Origin of the sequence: Microtetraspora sp. AC03309 (assembly GCF_020826795.1) — a bacterium.
Lineage (GTDB): Bacteria > Actinomycetota > Actinomycetes > Streptosporangiales > Streptosporangiaceae > Microtetraspora > Microtetraspora glauca.
Genome location: NZ_JADDIL010000053.1, coordinates 18,938 through 37,078 on the forward strand (window position 1 = coordinate 18,938; position 18,141 = coordinate 37,078).

Consider the following 18,141-nt stretch of genomic DNA (forward strand, 5'->3'; position numbering starts at 1 on the left):
GTCAAGCCACGCAGTGTAGGCGAGCCGCTCGAAGAGCGGCAACGAACCCACGATATGGCACGCGGGAAAGTGCCCATTTCAGCGTCTTTGCAACCGATCTGTGACCATGCGCGGGCAGTACGCCCTTGGCGTCCGACTTCCATCACCCCGATATTTCCGCTTCTTTCATGAAATGTACGGCTTTCAGGCGCGGGCATTCAGGGCTCCGAGATGTTCTGCTGATCCTCCAGGAACACCGGAACGGCACCGAAGGCGTCGGGCGGCGGCACCAGCCCGAGGTGCGCCCAGGCCGCCGCCGTCGCCACGCGGCCCCGCGGGGTGCGGGCGAGCAGGCCCTGCCGTACGAGGAACGGCTCGGCCACGACCTCCACGGTCTCCGGCTCCTCCCCCACCGCCACCGCCAGCGTGGACAGCCCCACCGGACCACCGCCGAACTTGCGCAGCAGCGCCCCCAGGACCGCGCGGTCGAGCCGGTCGAGCCCCTCGGCGTCCACCTCGTAGAGGTTGAGAGCCGCGGCCGCGATCTCCCGTGTGATCACCCCTTCGGCCCGGACGTCGGAGAAGTCGCGGACCCGCCGGAGCAGCCGGTTCGCGATGCGGGGCGTGCCGCGCGAGCGGCGGGCGATCTCGTGCGCGCCCTCACCGGGCAGCTCGACGGACAGCAGCCGCGCCGACCGGTGCAGGACCTGCTCCAGCTCGGCCGCCTCGTAGAAGTCCATGTGGGCGGTGAACCCGAAACGGTCGCGCAGCGGCGCGGGGAGCAGGCCCGCCCGCGTGGTCGCCCCGACCAGCGTGAACGGCGCGATGTCCAGCGGGATGGAGGTGGCGCCCGGGCCCTTGCCGACGACGATGTCGACCCGGAAGTCCTCCATCGCGAGGTAGAGCATCTCCTCGGCGGGCCGGGCCATCCGGTGGATCTCGTCGATGAAGAGGACCTCGCCCTCGGCCAGCGTCGAGAGGATCGCGGCCAGATCGCCGGCCCGCTCCAGAGCCGGACCCGAGGTCATCCGGAGCGGCGCGCCCAGCTCGGCCGCGATGATCATGGCGAGCGTCGTCTTGCCCAGGCCGGGGCCGCCGCTCATCAGCACATGGTCCGGCGGGCGGTTGCGGCGCAGGGCGCTCTCCAGCACCAGCGAGAGCTGCTCCCTCACCCGCCCTTGGCCGATGAACTCCTCCAGCCGCCGGGGCCGCAGCGCCGCCTCGATCGCGTGCTCGTCGCCCTCGGCGTCGGGCGACACCAGGTCTCGCTCCATGCTCACGACGGTCTCCCCGGGATCGGCGGGCGCGCTGAAAGTTTCACCGGACGGCTCACCGGACGCTCAGCGCGCGCAGGGCCGACTTGAGCAGCGCGGCGACCTGGGGCGCCCGGCCGGCGGACACTTCGGCGTCCGCCTCGGGGGCCACGGCGGCGACGGCCTCGTCGGCGTCCCTGGTGGAGTAGCCGAGGCCGACCAGGCCGGAATGGACCTGATCGCGCCAGGCGGGAACCGGAGCCCCGCCGCCCAACGCGGCGTTGACCGCCTCGTCGGGCGTGCCCAGCTTGCCCTTGAGTTCGAGCACGATGCGCTGGGCGCCCTTCTGGCCGATGCCGGGCACCATGGTCAGCGCCTTGATGTCGGCACTGGCGACGGCCACCCGCAGCGCGCTCGGCGTGTGCACGGCCAGCATGGCGAGCGCGATGCGCGGCCCGACGCCGCTGGCGGTCTGGAGCATCTCGAACACGGTGCGCTCGTCGTCGGAGGCGAAGCCGTACAGGGTGAGCGACTCCTCGCGGACGACCAGCGCGGTCGCGAGCCTGCCGGGCTCACCCACCCGCAGGCCGGCCAGCGTGCCCGGGGTGCAGTGGACCAGGATGCCCACCCCGCCCACCTCGATCACGGCGGCGTCCGGCCCGATGCCGGTCACCCGGCCCGCCACGGATGCGATCACTGCGCGCTCCCTCCCCCATCGGCCCGCCCGGCCTCGCGGTCCCCAGTCCTACCAGAGGATGCCGACATCCGATGCGCCCCGCTCATCGGCCGGCTCCGGGGTGACGGTAACCGGGCTGCAGCGCGATGTTCGCCCCCGGACCGCCTCTCTTGGCGAGGGCCTGCGCCTGGGCCAGGGCCAGCCGGTTCTGCACGCCCCCGCGCCAGACGTGGCAGATGGCGAGGGCCAGCGCGTCGGCGGCGTCGGCCGGCTTGGGCATGGCGTCCAGCCTCAGCAGCCGGGTGACCATGGTGCCGACCTGCTTCTTGTCGGCGTTGCCGTTCCCGGTGATGGCGGCCTTCACCTCGCTCGGCGTGTGCAGCGCGACCGGCAGGCCCCGGCGCGCGGCGCAGGTGATGGCGACCGCGGACGCCTGTGCGGTGCCCATCACGGTGCGCACGTTGTGCTGGGCGAAGACGCGTTCCACGGCCACCGCGTCCGGCCGGATCTCGTCGAGCCAGCGCTCGATCCCGGCCTCGATGGCGACCAGCCGTGAGCCGATGTCGTCATCGGCGGGCGTGCGGACCACCCCGACGGCGACCATGCGAAGCGCGGCGCCGGGACGGCCCTCGACCGCTCCGATGCCGCATCGGGTCAGCCCCGGATCGACTCCCATCACCCTCAGCTCGGGCAATCGCACCGGCACGCCTCCCCCGGATCCGTTCTTCGCCGAACACGTGTTCGGCGAAGAACTCTACTCCGGGCGGGGGCGCTAGATCGCCGGTAACGCGGAATCAGAAGTAGTCGATCATGTACGCCGCGCAACGGAAGGCCGAGTCGAGCGCCTCGTCGTCCTCGGCGGAGCCGCCCGTGACCAGGCCGGTACGGCGCAGCGTGGCCGTGGGGACGCCGGCGAACAGCGCGGACAGGCCGCCGACCGTGAAGGTGGGCCCCCTCTCCGCTCCCCCATCCGCGACGGCGGTGGCGGTGCCCGATCCCGCGGAGACCTCCAGCCGCCAGGAGCCGGAGTTCGACGGGCGTTGCGCGTCCTCGACGTGGACGACGGCGTCCAGCGAGACTCCCGCCGGGAAGCCGCGCCGGGCGACGGCGGCGGGGAGGTCGATCAGGCGGAACATCCAGCGCGTCTGCCTGATCTCGTCCTGCGACCGCTCGCGGATCAGCCAGAGCAGGGGGTCCTGCGGCTCTATGCACGCCGTGACCGACTTGGCGATCGAGGAGGCCGTGCCGACCAGCGACCACAGGGCCCGCGTCGTCGCCTCGGACCCGGCCACGCAGCCGTCGACCTCGATGTCCTTGCCGCTCCACCGGTAGATCACGAAACCGTCGTCGGCGATGTAGCAGAAGTCGTCATCGTCGGCCAGCCACAGGCGCCACGTGCGCTCGTCGTAGCAGAGCGGGCCGGACGCGCGGGTGGAGGCGTAGACCCGCCCCATCGTCGCGATGAGCTCGGGCGCGTCGTCCGGGCCCATCCGGCGCAGCTTGACGTCGGCGCCGCCCGTGCCCAGCGCGCGCAGCGTCTCGGTGGGGAGGGTCGCCCGGTTCAGGCCGCCCGCGTGCTCCCAGCCCATGCCGCGATAGAGCGGCGTGGTGGCCGGATAGAGGGCGGAGACGACGTGACCGAGCTCGGCCGCCCGGTCGATGGTCGCCCGCATGATGAGGCGGCCCACACCGCGGCCCCGGTCCTCCGGAGAGACCGTGACGCCCGCGACGCCAGCCATCGACATCGGCCGGCCGTGCCACCACTGGGTGTAGGCGTTGATCCGCGCGGTCGCGACCAGTCGGGAGCCGTCGAAGGCGCCGATGTAGCGCCCCTCCGGCAGAAGCGGCGCCACCATCTGGCGCCAGGTCTCGGCGTCTCCGCCGGAGAGGGGGCCGAAGGCGCGCTTGCGGTTATCGAGTACCGCGTCGAGATCGTCGGCGGTCAGGTCACGGATGTCCATGATCGGCCAAACTATGCCGGTAGGCGGCCCGCCGCCAACCGGTTTTCCGTGCCGCCCGTGCCGTACCCGTCCTGGTCACGCGATGACCGGGGCGACGGCGCGGGCGGCGGACCGGCGGGAGGCGCCTACGCCTCCAGCCTCTCCATGATCTCGTCGGAGACGTCGAAGTTCGCCCAGACGTTCTGCACGTCGTCGCTGTCCTCGAGCGCGTCGATGAGGCGGAAGACCTTGCGCGCGCCCTCCTCGTCGAGCGGGATGTTCATGCTGGGCAGGAAGCTCGCCTCGGCGGACTCGTAGTCGATCCCCGCGTCCTGGAGCGCCGTGCGCACCGGGATCAGGTTCGTCGCCTCGGACACGACCTCGAACGCCTCTCCGAGGTCGTTGACCTCCTCGGCGCCCGCGTCGAGGACGGCCATCAGCACGTCGTCCTCGGAGAGGTCGCCGGCCCTCGGCACCAGGACGACGCCCTTGCGGTTGAACATGTACGACACCGAGCCGGGGTCGGCCAGCGAGCCGCCGTTGCGGGTCAGCGCGACGCGGACCTCGGACGCCGCCCGGTTGCGGTTGTCGGTGAGGCACTCGATCAGCACGGCCACGCCGCCGGGGGCATAGCCCTCGTACATGATGGTCTGCCAGTCGGCGCCGCCGGCCTCCAGGCCGCCGCCGCGCTTGCGCGCCCGCTCGATGTTGTCGATGGGCACGGAGTTCTTCCGCGCCTTGGTGATCGCGTCATACAGCGTCGGGTTACCGTCCGGGTCGGGGCCGCCGGTCCGGGCCGCGACCTCGATGTTCTTGATGAGCTTGGCGAACAGCTTGCCGCGCTTGGAGTCGAGCGCGGCCTTCTTGTGCTTCGTCGTCGCCCATTTGGAGTGGCCGGACATCGCCTAGAACTCCCTCACCATTTCGACAAAATACGAGTGCACCCGCGCGTCACCCGTCAACTCCGGGTGGAAGGACGTCGCGAGCAGAGGTCCCTGTCGGACCGCGACGATCCTACCCCCGGGCTCCGCCCTGCCCAGCACCTCCACGTCGGGTCCGATCGACTCGACCCACGGCGCGCGGATGAAGACGGCCCGGACGCGGCCCTTGGCCGCGAAGTCGAGATCGGCCTCGAAGGAGTCGACCTGGCGGCCGAAGGCGTTGCGGCGCACGACCATGTCGATGCCGCCCAGCGTCTCCTGGCCGTCGACGCCCCCCTCGATCCGGTCGGCCAGCATGATCATCCCCGCGCAGGAGCCGTACGTGGGCAGGCCGTCCTTGATCCGTAGCCGGAGCGGTTCGAGCAGGTCGAACGCGGTCGCGAGCTTCCACATCGTGGTCGACTCGCCGCCGGGGAGCACCAGCGCGTCGACCGCGTCCAGTTCGCTCCTGCGGCGTACGGCCATCGCCCTGGCGCCCGCGGCCTCGATGGCGCGGGCGTGCTCGCGCACGTCGCCCTGGAGGGCGAGCACGCCGATCAGCGGCGCAGTCGTCACGATCATCCTTTCGTCAGCGGTGGTCCCAGCGTAGAACCAAGGCGCAGAACGCCCCAAACCGCACGTTTTATGCCTGTGCGGGCGACGCGTCCTGGAAGGTGTGATCGACGTCGACGTGGTCCAGGGTGGCCAGGTGGTGCCGCCGGGCGTACAGGATCGCGATGCCGACGAGGCAGCAGGCCGCGCCCACGTAGTACGGCACGGCGTCCCCGAACTCCTCGCCCAGCTTGGTCACGATGTACGGCGCGAGCGCGCCGCCCATCCAGCGGACGAAGTTGTATCCGGCCGAGGCGACGGGACGCGGCGCGTCGGACACCTCCATCGCGGCCTCGGTGAAGATCGTGTTGTTGAACCCGATGGGAATGCCGCACAGGATGACGAAGACGACCGTCCCGGCCTGCCCGGAGAGCGCGATGCCCACCTGGAGGACGGCCAGCAGCCCGAGGGAGAGGAAGAGCACCCGGACCGACCCGAGGCGGCGCTGCAGCCAGGGAGCCCCGAAGACGGAGGCCAGCGCGACGCACACGCCCCAGCCGAAGAACACCGCGCCGATGCCGTACGCCGACATGCCGAGGATGAACGGCGTGAACGCCAGCACGGTGAAGAACGCGAAGTTGTAGAAGAGCGCGGTGAAGGCGGTGGTGGACAGGCCGCCGTGGGCGAGGGCGCGGATCGGATCGCCCAGCCGGGTCCGCACGGCGGGCTTCGGCGTCGCCGCGAGCATGGTCACGATCAGGACGAAGCCGACGGCCATCAGCGTCGCGGTGCCGAAGAAGGGCGCCCGCCAGTTCCAGTCGCCCAGGAGCGCCCCGACCAGCGGGCCGAGGGAGATGCCGAGGCCGAGGGCCGCCTCGTACAGGATGATGGCCTTCTCGGCGCCGCCGCTGGCCGCGCCGACGATCACCGCCAGCGCCGTGGCCACGAACAGCGCGTTGCCGAGGCCCCAGCCGGCGCGGAAGCCGACGAGCTGCCCGACCGTTCCGGACGTCCCGGCCAGGGCGGCGAAGACGATGACGAGCGCGAGACCGAGCAACAGGGTCCGCTTGCCGCCGATCCTGCTGGAGACCCAGCCGGTGACCAGCATCGCGACCGCGGTGACCAGGAAGTAGCTGGTGAACAGCAGCGACACCTGGCTCGGCGTGGCGTGCAGGCCCTGCGCGATCGACGGGAGGATGGGATCGACGAGCCCGATCCCCATGAAGGCCACCACCGCGGCGAACGCCGTGGCCCAGACCGATACGGGCTGACGGAGGATCCCGCCGTTCTGCTGTGACACCGTGGGCTCCTTCAGCTCCGGCCGAGCTTGGCGAGGGCGGGCAGTGCGACGTCGATGGCGGCGCGCTCCTCCAGGGTGAGCGTGCTCAGCTGACGGGTGAGGTAGGCGATCCTGGACTGCCGGACGGCGTACAGGCGGGTGCGCCCCTCGTCGGTGAGTTCGACGGTGCGGACCCGCGCGTCGGCGGGATCGGCCGCGCGCGCCACCAGTCCGGCCTCCTCCAGCCGGTTGATCTGCACCGTCATCGTGGGGAGTTGCACCGCGTGCTCCTCGGCCAGCTCGGTCATCCGCCGGCCGCCGCCCTCCAGGGAGCCGAGCACGGAGTACTGCTGGGTGGTGATCGGCTGGCCCGCCGTCGTGCGGCGCAGTAGGAGCACCAGGTGGCGCAGCTCCCGGGACAGGCTCTCCGCCAGCCCCCGCGTGTCATCCGTCGTCATACTTAGCCATACTAACTTAGCCTGTCTAAGTATTTGCCCGGCGGGGTCCCCGGAAGAGGCGGAAGGACCCCTGAGACGCGGAGACGGCGGCCCCGTGATCGGGACCGCCGTCGCGCTCAGCCGCGTAGCGGCGTGATCACCAGCCGCGCTCGGCCAGCCGGTGCGGGACCGGGATGTCGTCGACGTTGATGCCGACCATCGCCTCGCCGAGACCGCGCGAGACCTTGGCGACCACGTCGGGGTCGTCGTAGAAGGTGGTGGCCTTGACGATGGCGGCGGCGCGCTTGGCCGGGTCACCGGACTTGAAGATGCCGGAGCCGACGAAGACGCCCTCGGCGCCGAGCTGCATCATCATCGCGGCGTCGGCCGGGGTGGCGATGCCGCCCGCGGTGAACAGCACGACCGGCAGCTTTCCGGCCTTGGCGACCTCGGCGACCAGTTCGTACGGCGCCTGCAGTTCCTTGGCGGCGACGTACAGCTCGTCCTCGGGGAGCGAGGTGAGCCGCCGGATCTCGGCGCGGATGGTGCGCATGTGGGTGACGGCGTTGGAGACGTCGCCGGTGCCGGCCTCACCCTTGGAGCGGATCATCGCGGCGCCCTCGGTGATGCGGCGCAGCGCCTCGCCCAGGTTGGTGGCACCGCAGACGTAGGGAACGGTGAAGCGCCACTTGTCGATGTGGTTGGCGTAGTCGGCCGGGGTCAGCACCTCGGACTCGTCGATGTAGTCGACGCCAAGCGCCTGAAGCACCTGCGCCTCGACGAAGTGGCCGATGCGGGCCTTGGCCATGACCGGAATGGAGACGGCGCCGATGATGCCCTCGATCATGTCGGGGTCGCTCATCCGGGAAACCCCACCCTGGGCGCGGATGTCGGCGGGCACCCGCTCCAGCGCCATGACCGCGACCGCGCCGGCGTCCTCGGCGATCTTGGCCTGCTCGGGCGTGACGACGTCCATGATGACGCCGCCCTTGAGCATCTCGGCCATGCCGCGCTTCACACGGGCGGTGCCGACGGCGGCGGTCTCGTTGACTTCGGGCGTGCTGCTGGACACGTTGCTACCTCACGACGGCGGACCAATGGATTCCACTCCATGTTAGGTCCTGACCGAAGCTTGGCCCGACGCGCCATCCTGTAAGGGTTCGGCCCGCTTTTTGTACGCCCCGCGCATCAGGAGCCCCAGGGGCTCCTCCGGTCCCTCTGGTCAGGGGGCGACGGGCTTGCGGGAGGCGAGGACGACCCAGACCTGGCCGCGCGCGAACGGCATCGGCGTGCCGTCGGCCATGGTGTAGGTGGTGCCCTCCTCCTCCGAGGGGCGCTCCCACTTGACCTTGTAGGCCATGCCGTCCCGCAGCACGACGCCGGTTCCCTTGCCCACGGTGTGGACCATGGGCGTGTAGCTGCCGGTGAAGTCGTGGAACTCCGACCTGTCGGTCTTGACCCACTGGACCACGATCGTGGGCGCGCCCTGCTGGCCGCCCTCGGCGGCCATGTCCTTCTTGCCGTCCTGGCTGACCAGCCAGCGCTTCTGCGTCTCCGACCAGGCGAACTCGAAGTTCGCCGCCGGGTAGCGCACGCGCACGGTCTTCTGCGGGACGCCACCGGCCGGGGGCTCGTCGGAGAACACGAATCCGATGTCGTCCGCCTTGGCCGCCTGGGACGCCTTGGCGAGCAGCTTCCTCGGGGTCCCGAAGAGGTTGTACGGCGCGTACCTGCCCGGCGCCCGGAAGTACGCGCCGGGCGCGCTGCTGTCGGACACGTCGAACAGCGACGCCTTCTGCACGTACGGGATCATCTTGGTCTGCACGCCGGAGTACGACAGGGCGGGCTTGCCGAACTGCGGCAGGATGTGCAGGTCGGAGATCCGGGCGCTGCGGACGGGGCCGACCTGGGCGGGCAGCTTGGAGGAGAAGATCGCCATGAGACGGGTGAGCCCGCCCTCGACCTGCTCGACGTAGACGATGTCGGCGCTGCGCACGCCCATCTGCGGCTTGCCCGCCGAGGTGTTCTCGATCTTCACGGCGAGCACCGGCCGGCGCTGGGCGATCGGCCGCCCGGTGAAGGGGTGTTCGGGTGGTGGGGTGGGAGACGGCGAGGCGGCCGCGGCCTGAGGCTGCGCGGCCGGCGCGGTGTCGCCGTCGGAGGAGCACGCCGCCCCGGCGAGAACCGCCCCCAGGCCGAGCGTGACACCGATCAACCGTTGCGCCCGCACTAGTCCTCAGCTCCTCCCTGGAGAGCCGGCCGGAGCGGCGACAGCCACGTCCGAACCGGCTCACGCCGCGAAACGGCAACGAGCTTACCGGCGCTAAATAGCAGATCCCTCTTGGAACGGTCAAAAGCCACTATTCCGCGGCGAGAGCCACCGGTGGAGCATCGTCGATCTCGAAGAACCGAGGATATTCGGTGTGCCCCGCCAGCCTCAGCGTCCGCGCCAGCCAGCGGCGTTGCGCCGTACGGGTGACGCCGACGGCGTTGTTGAAGAAGCGCCGGGAGTAGACGACCTTGGCGACCGCGGTGTCGAGTTCCTCCAGCAGCGCGGGCCCCGCCGGATGCTCGGCCAGTTTCTCCCGGAACCGCTCCTGGTCCACGACCGCGCGCAGCGTCCGTGAAAGGTCGCTCTCGGCGTGTTCGCGCTCGTCCGGCCCCGCCGTACGGGCCTCGTGGGCGGAGGCCGCGAGCACGAGCGAGGTCGCGGGATCGAGGATGCGCGAACCGGCGAGTTCCAGGCAGACGGCGGCCCGCCGCAGGAGAGCGGCGTCGAGCGCGGCCTGCGCGGTCTCCAGCCGGATGTGCAGCCGGTCGAGCCGCCCGGCCCGCCAGGAGATGTAGACGGCGGTGAGCACGACGAGCACACCGACGACGAGGATCAGAACGGTGGTGGTCACGGTACGTCGTCCTCCACGACACCCGCGGCCGCGTCCGTCACGGTCTCGTAGACGCGCGACACGTCGCGGGCGACGGTCGACCAGTCGTACTTGCGCACCGCGTGACGCGCCTCGTCCGACAGCTTGGCCCGGCGCTCGGGATCGTCGAGCAGCCGGGCGGCCTCCTTGGCCAGGGCCTCGGGGTCTCCCGTCTCGAACAGCGCGCCGGCCTGCCCCTCCCCGAGCACCCGCCGGAACGCCGGGATGTCGCTGGCCAGGATGGGCGCCCCCGCGGACATGGCCTCGGTGAGCACGATGCCGAAGCTCTCGCCGCCGAGGTTGGGCGCGCAGAAGACGTCGACCGAGTGGTAGGCGCGGACCTTGTCGCCCTCGCTGACCATGCCGAGCAGCCCCACCCGGTCGTGGAACCTCTTCGGCACGCGTTCCAGCACGTCGGCCGCGTCACCGGGTCCGGCGATCAGCAGCCGGAGGTTCGGCCGGTCCTCGGCGAGAATCTCGAAGGCGGACAGCAGGACGGGCAGGCCCTTGCGCGGCTCGTCCATCCGGCCGAGAAAGCCGATGACGTCGCCGTCCGGCCCCCAGCCGGGCAGCGGCTCGGCCTCGGCGTACCGGCTGACGGTGACTCCGTTGGGGATCAGCACGGCGTCGCCGCCGAGGTGCTCGACCAGCGTCTTGCGCGCCGCGTCGGAGACCGCGATCCTCCCGGTGATCTTCTCCAGGGCGCTCTGCAGCATCGGCGCGGCCACCGACATGGCGCGGGACCGCTCGTAGGACGCGTGGAAGGTCGCGACGATCGGGCCGCGCGCGACCCAGCAGGCGAGCAGGCCGAGGGACGGCACCGCGGGCTCGTGCACGTGCAGCACGTCGAACCTGCCCTCGCGGATCCACTTGCGCACCCGGCCCGCCGACAGGAAGCCGAACGCCAGGCGGGCGACCGACCCGTTGTACGGCACGGGCACCGCGCGGCCCGCCGACACGACGTACGGCTCCAGCGGGGCGTCGTCACCCGCGGGAGCGATCACCGAGACGAAGTGGCCGTCGGCGATGAGCGCCTCGGCGAGGTCGCGGACGTGGGCCTGCACGCCTCCGGGGACCTCCCAGGTGTACGGGCAGACGATGCCGATCCTCATGCCCGTCCCCGCCTCAGCCCCGTCCCGTGCCGCGCCGCTCTCACGACGCGCCCTCACGACGCGCTCGCAGGTCGCGGCTCCAGGTCGTCCAGCCACAGCCGCTGAAGCATGTGCCAGTCCTCCGGGTGCTCCGCGATGCCCTTCTCGAAGACGGCCGCCATGCTCTGCGTCATCGCGGCGACCTTCTCCCGGCGGGTGCCCTCCTCCGGGACCGGGATCTCCTCGTGGATCCGCAGCCCCCAGTCGCGCCCCTCGAACCACAGGATGGCGGGCAGCAGCGCCGCGCCCGTCTGGATCGCGAGCAGCGCGGGCCCGGCCACCATGCGGGTCCGGGCGCCGAAGAACTCGACCTCCACCCCGGAGGCGGTCAGGTCGCGGTCGGCGGGCAGGCAGACCGGGCGGCCGGCGCGCAGCCGCTGGGCGAGCGTGCCGAACGCCATGCCGCTGCCGCCGTTCTTGCCGGTCAGCGGCAGGACCTCCATGCCGAGGGCCTCCCGGTAGGCCAGGAAACGCTCGAACAGCGACTCCGGCTTGAGCCGCTCGGCCACGGTCGTGAACGGGTGTCCCGTGTGCACGAGCCAGGCGCCGGCGACGTCCCAGTTGCCCATGTGCGGCAGGGCGAGCACCACACCGCGGCCCCTGCCGAGATTGTCGAAGATCGCTTGCTCGCCGGTGGAGCGCATGCCGCCGAGAATGCGCTCGCGGCTCATCGCGGGGAGGCGGAACGCCTCGACCCAGTAGCGGAAGTAGGAGCGCAGGCCCGCCCGGCTGACCTCGCGCACGGAGGAGGCCGAGGCGTCGGCTCCGATCACCCTCGCCAGGTTGGACTCCAGCCGGCGTACGGACTTCCCCCGCCTGCGCCACATGACGTCGGCGATGACCTGGAAGATCCACCCGGCCACGCGCTCCGGCAGGTGGCGCGTCACCGCCCAGCCCGCGGAGTATCCCGCGGCGACGATCCGATCAGCAACGGATAGACGCCCTTGGGGGCGCTTCACCTCACCACCGCCTGTCGGTAGACGTGGACCATCCGCTGGACGACCGTGACCGCGCTCGCCGCTGCCAGCAGCCACAGCCCGATCGCCAGGATGTACGGCACGCCCAGGCCGGAGAGCCCCGAAGCCACGAGGATGACGGCGATCCGCTCCCCCCGCTCGGCTATGCCGACGTTCGCGGTCATCCCGAGCCCTTCCGCCCGAGCCTTGGCGTACGACACCAATGCTCCCGCGACAAGGCAGAAGAGCGCTACGCCCGCGAGGACGATCTCCCGCTCGTCCTCAAGGATGAAATGAAGGATGAGCCCGGAGAAGACGGCGGCGTCGCCGAGCCGGTCGAGTGTCGAGTCGAGGAAGGCACCCCACTTGCTGCCCGTGCCGCCGCTCATCCGGGCGAGCACGCCGTCGAGCAGGTCGGCGAGGACGAAGACGGTGATCGCGAGCGCCCCCCAGAAGAGGTGGCCCATGGGAAAGAGGATCAGCGCCGAGGCCACCACTCCCAGCGTGCCGACGGCGGTGACGACGTCGGGGGAGATTCCGTGGCGGGCGAGCAACCGCCCCAGAGGGGTCAGCACTCGGGTGACGGCGGGTCGCAGGACGTTCAGCATCGCGCTCCGATGGTAGGCCATGGAACACCTGGTGAGGCTCGCAAGCCCATTCCGTCGAAAGGTCTTGTGATCTGCGCCACATGGGTAAAAGGTGAAGAACACGCGCCTGGGATCCCCGACGGGGAGGACGGTCGGCCCGGCCTCGCCCGGCGGGTCCGCGAGGGCGAGGGGACGGGGCGCGCGCAGCGACGGCAGAGCGGCCGGCGCCCCCGGCCGCTCGCAGATCCGGGAGGCGAAGTGGCGGAGAAGGCGAACGGCGGCCAAGCAGGGGCCGCGGGCAGGGCACCCTTGGCCGATCGGCCGGACATGGTGCGTAATGTCGTGCTGGTCGGCCATTCCGGAGCCGGCAAGACCACGCTGATCGAGGCGTTGCTGGCGGCGACGGGCACCATCCCCCGCGCCGGCCGGGTCGAGGAAGGCAGCACGGTCAGCGACTTCGACGAGGTGGAGGTGCGCCAGCAGCGCTCGGTCAACCTCTCCCTCGCCCCACTGGTGCACAACGGCATCAAGATCAATCTGCTGGACACGCCCGGATACGCCGACTTCGTCGGCGACCTGCGGGCCGGGCTGCGCGCGGCCGACGCCGCGCTCTTCGTCGTCTCCGCGGTCGACGGCGTGGACGGGCTCACCCGCATGCTCTGGGAGGAGTGCGGCCTCGTCGGCATGCCCCGCGCGGTGGTCATCACCAAGATCGACCACCACCGGGCCAACTTCGACGAGGTGCTCGCGACCTGCCAGGACGTGTTCGGCGACGGCGTCGCCCCGCTGTACCTGCCCGTCGACGGCAGGGGGCTGCTCGGGTTGCTGACCCAGCGGTTCCTCGACTATTCGGGCGGCCGCCGTACGGAACGGGAACCGGACCAGGAGCAACTCGCCCTGATCGATCAGTATCGGGGCGACCTGATCGAGGGGATCATCCAGGAGAGCGAGGACGAGTCCCTGATGGACCGCTACCTCTCCGGGGAGTCCATCGACACCAAGATCCTCATCGACGACCTGGAGAAGGCCGTCGCGCGGGGCAGCTTCCATCCGGTGCTGGCCTCCGCGCCGGGGACGGGCATGCTCGAGCTCCTCGAGATCATCACGCAGGGATTCCCGTCGCCCCTGGAGCACCCGCTGCCGGAGATCACCACGATCGACGGCAGGGCCGTGACGGACGTCACCGGCGATCCCGACGGCCCGCTGGTGGCCGAGGTCGTCAAAACCACGAGCGACCCGTACGTCGGGCGGATCAGCCTGGTACGGGTCTTCTCCGGGACGCTGCGCCCGGACATGCTCGTCCACGTGTCCGGGCACGGCCTCGCCGACCGCGGGCACGAGGACCACGACGTGGACGAGCGCATCGGCGGCATCGGCTCGCCCCTGGGGAAGACGCAGCGTGCCGTCGCCAAGTGCGTGGCCGGGGACATCTGCGCGATCGCCAAGCTGTCCAGGGCCGAGACCGGGGACACGCTGTCGGACCGGGAGCGGCCGCTCCTGATGAAGGCGTGGACGATGCCCGACCCACTGCTGCCGGTCGCGATCAGGGCGAGATCCAAGGCCGACGAGGACAAGCTCAGCCAGGCCCTGGCCCGCCTGGTGGCCGAGGATCCGACCCTCCGCCTGGAGAACAACCCGGAGACCCGTCAGCTCGTGCTCTGGTGCATGGGCGAGGCGCACGCCGACGTCCTGCTGGACCGGATGACCCGGCGGCACGGCGTGGAGGTGGAGCGGGTCCCGCTGCGGGTGCCGCTCCGTGAGACGTTCGGCGGCCGGGCCCAGGGCATGGGCAGGAACGTCAAGCAGACCGGCGGCCACGGGCAGTACGCCATCTGCCACATCGAGGTGGAGCCGCTGCCGTCCGGAGGCGGGCTGGAGTTCGTCGACAAGATCGTCGGAGGCGTGGTGCCCCGCCAGTTCATCCCGTCCGTGGAGAAGGGGGTCCGGGCGCAGATGGAGCGCGGAGTGGTGGCCGGATACCCCATGGTCGACATCCGGGTCACGCTGTACGACGGCAAGGCCCACTCCGTCGACTCCTCCGACATGGCCTTCCAGATCGCCGGGCAACTGGCGCTGAAGGAGGCGGCGGGAAAGGTGCCCACGCTGCTGCTCGAACCCGTGGACGAGGTCTCCGTCCTGGTGTCCGACGAGTTCGTGGGCGCCATCATGTCGGACCTGTCCTCGCGCCGCGGCAGGGTGCTCGGCAGCGAGCCGGTCGGCACCGGACGCACGCTGGTCAAGGCCGAGGTGCCCGAACTGGAGATCACGCGGTACGCGGTCGATCTGCGCTCGATGTCCCACGGGACGGGGACGTTCCACCGGGACTTCCTGCGCTACGAACCGCTCCCGGCCCACCTCGCGGAGAAGGTGGCGGCGGCGGCCGAGCACTGATCCACCGGCGGCCGGGCCATCGGGGCCCGGCCGCCGGTATTGGGCGCCCGAGGGCAAAATCTGCTCCGGGTTCCTTCTTCGGGTTAAACCATCCGGTCGTCGATGCCACACTGATGACCCATGGCGAATCGGGCGGGCCGCCGCGAGCGGGCGATCAGTGAGGAACGCGCGGCGGAGCGGGGAGGCTCGGCCCGCGGAGGGTCGGTGCGCGGCCCGCTTCTGGCGAGTCTGGTCGTCGCCGCCGCCAGCGCCGGCGCGGCGTACGCCTACGGCCCGGAGCCCGCCCCGAAGAAGTCCACCACGACGGTCCGGACGGCCGCGGCCGCCGAGACCTGCACCGCGAGCGGCACCTCCCCCAAGCGGCAGCTCCGCGGGGTGTGGATCGCGACCGTGCACAACTCGGACTGGCCGTCCAGGACCGGGCTGACCCCGGCGCGGCAGCGGGCGGAGTACGTCGAGATACTCGACAACGCCGTGAAGCGCCGGCTCAACGCGGTGTTCGTGCAGGTGAGGCCCGCTTCCGACGCGATCTACGCGTCCACGCTCGAACCCTGGTCGCAGTTCCTGACCGGCACCCCTGGCAAGGATCCCGGTTGGGATCCGCTGCCGTTCCTGATCTCCGAGGCGCACAAGCGCGGCCTGGAGTTCCAGGCGTGGTTCAACCCGTACCGCGCCGCGTACACCACGGACGTGTCGGCGCTTCCGGCCGGGCATCCGGCCCGGGTGCACCCCGAGTGGACCGTCAAGCACGAGGGGCGCCTCTACTACAACCCCGGCCTGCCCGAGGTACGCGCCTGGGTGGCCAAGGTCGTCACCGACGTGGTGCGCCGCTACGACGTGGACGGCGTCCACTTCGACGACTACTTCTACCCCTATCCCGGCAACGGCACCCGGTTCGCCGACGCCGCGGCGTTCGCGAAGTACGGCAAGGGCGCGAAGCTCGCCGACTGGCGGCGGGACAACGTCAACAAGCTGGTCGCGCAGGTGTCCGGGGCCGTGCACGGGACCAAGCCGTACGTGAAGTTCGGGATCAGCCCGTTCGGCATCTGGCGCAACAAGTCGAACGACCCCAAGGGGTCCGACACGAACGGCATGTCGGCCTATGACGCGATCTACGCGGACGCGAAGGCGTGGATCAAGGCGGGGTCCGTCGACTACCTGATCCCGCAGCTGTACTGGCCGCGCGGGTTCTCGGTGGCCGACTACGACGCGCTCGTGCCCTGGTGGGCCGAGGCCGTACGCGGCAGCGGCGTCGATCTCTACATCGGCCAGGCGCTCTACCGCGTCGGCACCAAGGACACCCCCGCCTGGACGAAACCGGCCGAGATGCCCTCCCACCTCACGGTGAACCGCCGGTATCCCGAGGTGAAGGGCGACGTCTACTTCAGCGCCAGCGGCCTCGCCGCGAACCCCCTGGGCGTCCTGGACCGCATCGCCAAGAACCACTACACGCGGCCCGCCCTGCTCCCGGTGATCAAGGGCCTTCCGGCCGCGGTTCCGGCCGTACCGACGGGTTTGAAGAACACCGCCGGGAACCTCACCTGGACCGCCGCGCCCCAGGCCCGTGCGTACGGCGTCTACCGGGTCACCGGCGAGAACGGCGACTGCGCGACCGTGGACGCGCGCCACCTGGTGGCGGTCGTCCCCGCGGACGACCGCCCGGCGTACACCGCCAAGGAGAGCGGCGAGTACTACGTCACGGCCCTCGATCGCCTGAACAACGAGGGCGCCCCCGCGCGGGTCACGGTCGCCCTCCCCTGATTACGCCCGCCGGGCCGTCAGGCCGCGGGCCAGGCGTCGGCGAGCAGGTCCCGCGTCTCACGCAGGAGCTGCGGAAGGACCTTGGTGTGCCCGACGACCGGCATGAAGTTGGTGTCGCCGCCCCACCGCGGCACCACGTGCTGGTGCAGGTGGGCGGCGATGCCCGCGCCGGCGACCTGGCCCAGGTTCATGCCGACGTTGAACCCTTGCGCGCCGCTGGCCTTGCGCAGCGCCTGCAACGACCGCTTGGTGAAGTCGGCCAGCTCCGCGGTCTCCGCGTCCTCCAGGTCGGCGTAGTCGGCGACGTGCCGGTACGGACACACCATCAGGTGACCCGAGTTGTACGGATACAGGTTGAGCACGGCGAACACGGCGGACCCCCTGGCGACGACGAGGCCGTCCTCGTCGCTCATGGCGGGAATCTCACAGAAGGGGCAGCCGTCCCCCGGCCCTGACCCGCTGGGCTTGTTCTCACCCTTGATGTAGGCCATGCGGTGCGGAGTCCAGAGCCTCCCAAACGCGTCAGGCACTCCCGCTCCCGGCTGCAACTCCGGCTCGTTCGTCATGCGGGCCAGCATATTCCGGCCCCCGGCGACGCTCGCGTACGGCTCCGGCGACATCCATAGATACCGGCATAAATCACATCGAATTCCGGCAGAATCACGTCCTGCGAGCCCGCGGATCTTCCATCTTCCGAGGAGTGTTCCCATGCCCGATGTCGCCACCGTCGAGGAACAGGCCGACGCGCTGATCGAGGAGGCGACCGGAACACCGGCCGAGACCTCGTCCCCGACCACCACCACCCGGACGGCCGACGACGCGTCCGAGGCACCCGAAGCGGCGTTCGACGCGTCCGACGGAACGCCTGCCGGTGACGCCGCGTCCGGCCTGCTCAGCACGTCCGTCGTCAAGGGCCGGATCAAGGTGGCCGACGAGGTCGTCGAGAAGGTCGCCGCGCTGGCCGCCCTGGAGATCCCCGGCGTCGCCGACCTGGGCGGCGACTTCGAGCGCGCCTTCGAGTCGGTGCGGGACCGCATCGGCGTCGGCTCCAAGCGGGCGACCCAGGGCGTGCGGGCGCAGATCGAGAACCAGCAGGTGGCGGTGGACGTGACCATCGTCATCGTGTACGGGCACGTGGTCATGGACGTGGCCGCGGAGGTCAAGGTCAACGTGGCGCGGTCGGTGAGCCGGATGCTGGGCATGCGCGTCGTCGAGGTCAACGTGACCGTGGACGACGTACGCCTGCCGGGCGAGGGCCGTGCCGAGCACGCCGAGGACGACGCGGCCTGACCCCTGATGCGAGAAGCCCCCGCGTCCCGAAGGGAGGCGGGGGCTTCT

At 71.1% G+C, this 18,141-nt stretch carries 18 protein-coding genes; 3 read left to right on the forward strand and 15 right to left on the reverse strand.

All coding sequences use genetic code 11. The annotated features are described in order from the left end of the window. Positions 1–197 precede the first annotated feature (197 nt). The 14 genes from ruvB to pgsA all read right to left on the reverse strand — a co-directional run bounded on the left by ruvB (position 198) and on the right by pgsA (position 12,672). Positions 198–1,253, reverse strand: coding sequence for a Holliday junction branch migration DNA helicase RuvB (gene ruvB / locus IMZ11_RS27480; protein WP_228645348.1), 1,056 nt, complete (start codon positions 1,251–1,253; stop codon positions 198–200). A 55-nt stretch (positions 1,254–1,308) separates the two neighbouring features. Continuing rightward, entirely contained in the window at positions 1,309–1,929 is a 621-nt protein-coding gene (ruvA, locus tag IMZ11_RS27485) for a Holliday junction branch migration protein RuvA (RefSeq protein ID WP_228645306.1), read from the reverse strand. Positions 1,930–2,011: 82 nt separating this feature from the next. Then, positions 2,012–2,593 (reverse strand): crossover junction endodeoxyribonuclease RuvC, encoded by a 582-nt coding sequence (gene ruvC, locus IMZ11_RS27490; protein ID WP_228645349.1) that lies wholly within the window; start codon positions 2,591–2,593, stop codon positions 2,012–2,014. 109 nt (positions 2,594–2,702) lie between these two features. Further along, positions 2,703–3,869 carry an enhanced intracellular survival protein Eis gene (gene eis / locus IMZ11_RS27495; RefSeq protein WP_228645307.1) on the reverse strand — a complete coding sequence of 389 codons (1,167 nt, stop codon included), beginning with the start codon at positions 3,867–3,869 and terminating at the stop codon, positions 2,703–2,705. Positions 3,870–3,994: 125 nt separating this feature from the next. Beyond that, positions 3,995–4,750, reverse strand: coding sequence for a YebC/PmpR family DNA-binding transcriptional regulator (locus IMZ11_RS27500; protein ID WP_061257213.1), 756 nt, complete (start codon positions 4,748–4,750; stop codon positions 3,995–3,997). Between the two features lie 3 nt (positions 4,751–4,753). Beyond that, positions 4,754–5,344, reverse strand: coding sequence for a pyridoxal 5'-phosphate synthase glutaminase subunit PdxT (gene pdxT / locus IMZ11_RS27505; protein ID WP_082777025.1), 591 nt, complete (start codon positions 5,342–5,344; stop codon positions 4,754–4,756). A gap of 67 nt (positions 5,345–5,411) precedes the next feature. Then, complete coding sequence (locus IMZ11_RS27510) at positions 5,412–6,620, reverse strand: MFS transporter (protein WP_228645308.1); 1,209 nt, start codon at positions 6,618–6,620, stop codon at positions 5,412–5,414. An 11-nt stretch (positions 6,621–6,631) separates the two neighbouring features. Further along, positions 6,632–7,057 (reverse strand): MarR family winged helix-turn-helix transcriptional regulator, encoded by a 426-nt coding sequence (locus tag IMZ11_RS27515; RefSeq protein ID WP_228645309.1) that lies wholly within the window; start codon positions 7,055–7,057, stop codon positions 6,632–6,634. Positions 7,058–7,193: 136 nt separating this feature from the next. Continuing rightward, positions 7,194–8,108, reverse strand: coding sequence for a pyridoxal 5'-phosphate synthase lyase subunit PdxS (gene pdxS / locus IMZ11_RS27520; protein WP_082777009.1), 915 nt, complete (start codon positions 8,106–8,108; stop codon positions 7,194–7,196). Positions 8,109–8,258: 150 nt separating this feature from the next. Beyond that, positions 8,259–9,266: a DUF3048 domain-containing protein gene (locus tag IMZ11_RS27525; protein ID WP_228645310.1), complete on the reverse strand. Its 1,008-nt coding sequence runs from the start codon at positions 9,264–9,266 to the stop codon at positions 8,259–8,261. A gap of 130 nt (positions 9,267–9,396) precedes the next feature. Continuing rightward, positions 9,397–9,939 (reverse strand): hypothetical protein, encoded by a 543-nt coding sequence (locus IMZ11_RS27530; RefSeq protein ID WP_228645311.1) that lies wholly within the window; start codon positions 9,937–9,939, stop codon positions 9,397–9,399. Then, positions 9,936–11,069 (reverse strand): glycosyltransferase family 4 protein, encoded by a 1,134-nt coding sequence (locus tag IMZ11_RS27535; RefSeq protein WP_228645312.1) that lies wholly within the window; start codon positions 11,067–11,069, stop codon positions 9,936–9,938. The genes IMZ11_RS27530 and IMZ11_RS27535 overlap by 4 nt, the downstream gene beginning before the upstream one ends. Before the next feature lie 53 nt (positions 11,070–11,122). Beyond that, entirely contained in the window at positions 11,123–12,067 is a 945-nt protein-coding gene (locus tag IMZ11_RS27540; RefSeq protein WP_228645313.1) for a phosphatidylinositol mannoside acyltransferase, read from the reverse strand. Then, positions 12,064–12,672 (reverse strand): phosphatidylinositol phosphate synthase, encoded by a 609-nt coding sequence (gene pgsA, locus IMZ11_RS27545; RefSeq protein WP_061257291.1) that lies wholly within the window; start codon positions 12,670–12,672, stop codon positions 12,064–12,066. Before pgsA ends, IMZ11_RS27540 begins: the two co-directional genes overlap by 4 nt. 237 nt (positions 12,673–12,909) lie before the next feature. On the opposite strand from pgsA, the gene IMZ11_RS27550 reads away from it, so the two are divergent. Continuing rightward, positions 12,910–15,042 carry an elongation factor G-like protein EF-G2 gene (locus IMZ11_RS27550; RefSeq protein WP_228645314.1) on the forward strand — a complete coding sequence of 711 codons (2,133 nt, stop codon included), beginning with the start codon at positions 12,910–12,912 and terminating at the stop codon, positions 15,040–15,042. A 120-nt stretch (positions 15,043–15,162) separates the two neighbouring features. Further along, positions 15,163–16,803: a glycoside hydrolase family 10 protein gene (locus IMZ11_RS27555; RefSeq protein WP_228645315.1), complete on the forward strand. Its 1,641-nt coding sequence runs from the start codon at positions 15,163–15,165 to the stop codon at positions 16,801–16,803. A 17-nt stretch (positions 16,804–16,820) separates the two neighbouring features. Here the strand turns inward: IMZ11_RS27555 and IMZ11_RS27560 are convergent, their stop codons facing one another. Then, on the reverse strand, positions 16,821–17,369 hold the full coding sequence (locus IMZ11_RS27560) for an HIT domain-containing protein (protein WP_228645316.1): 549 nt from the start codon (positions 17,367–17,369) through the stop codon (positions 16,821–16,823). A 142-nt stretch (positions 17,370–17,511) separates the two neighbouring features. On the opposite strand from IMZ11_RS27560, the gene IMZ11_RS27565 reads away from it, so the two are divergent. Further along, a complete protein-coding gene (locus IMZ11_RS27565) occupies positions 17,512–18,093 on the forward strand; it encodes an Asp23/Gls24 family envelope stress response protein (protein WP_228645317.1) in 582 nt (193 codons plus the stop codon). Positions 18,094–18,141 lie beyond the last annotated feature (48 nt).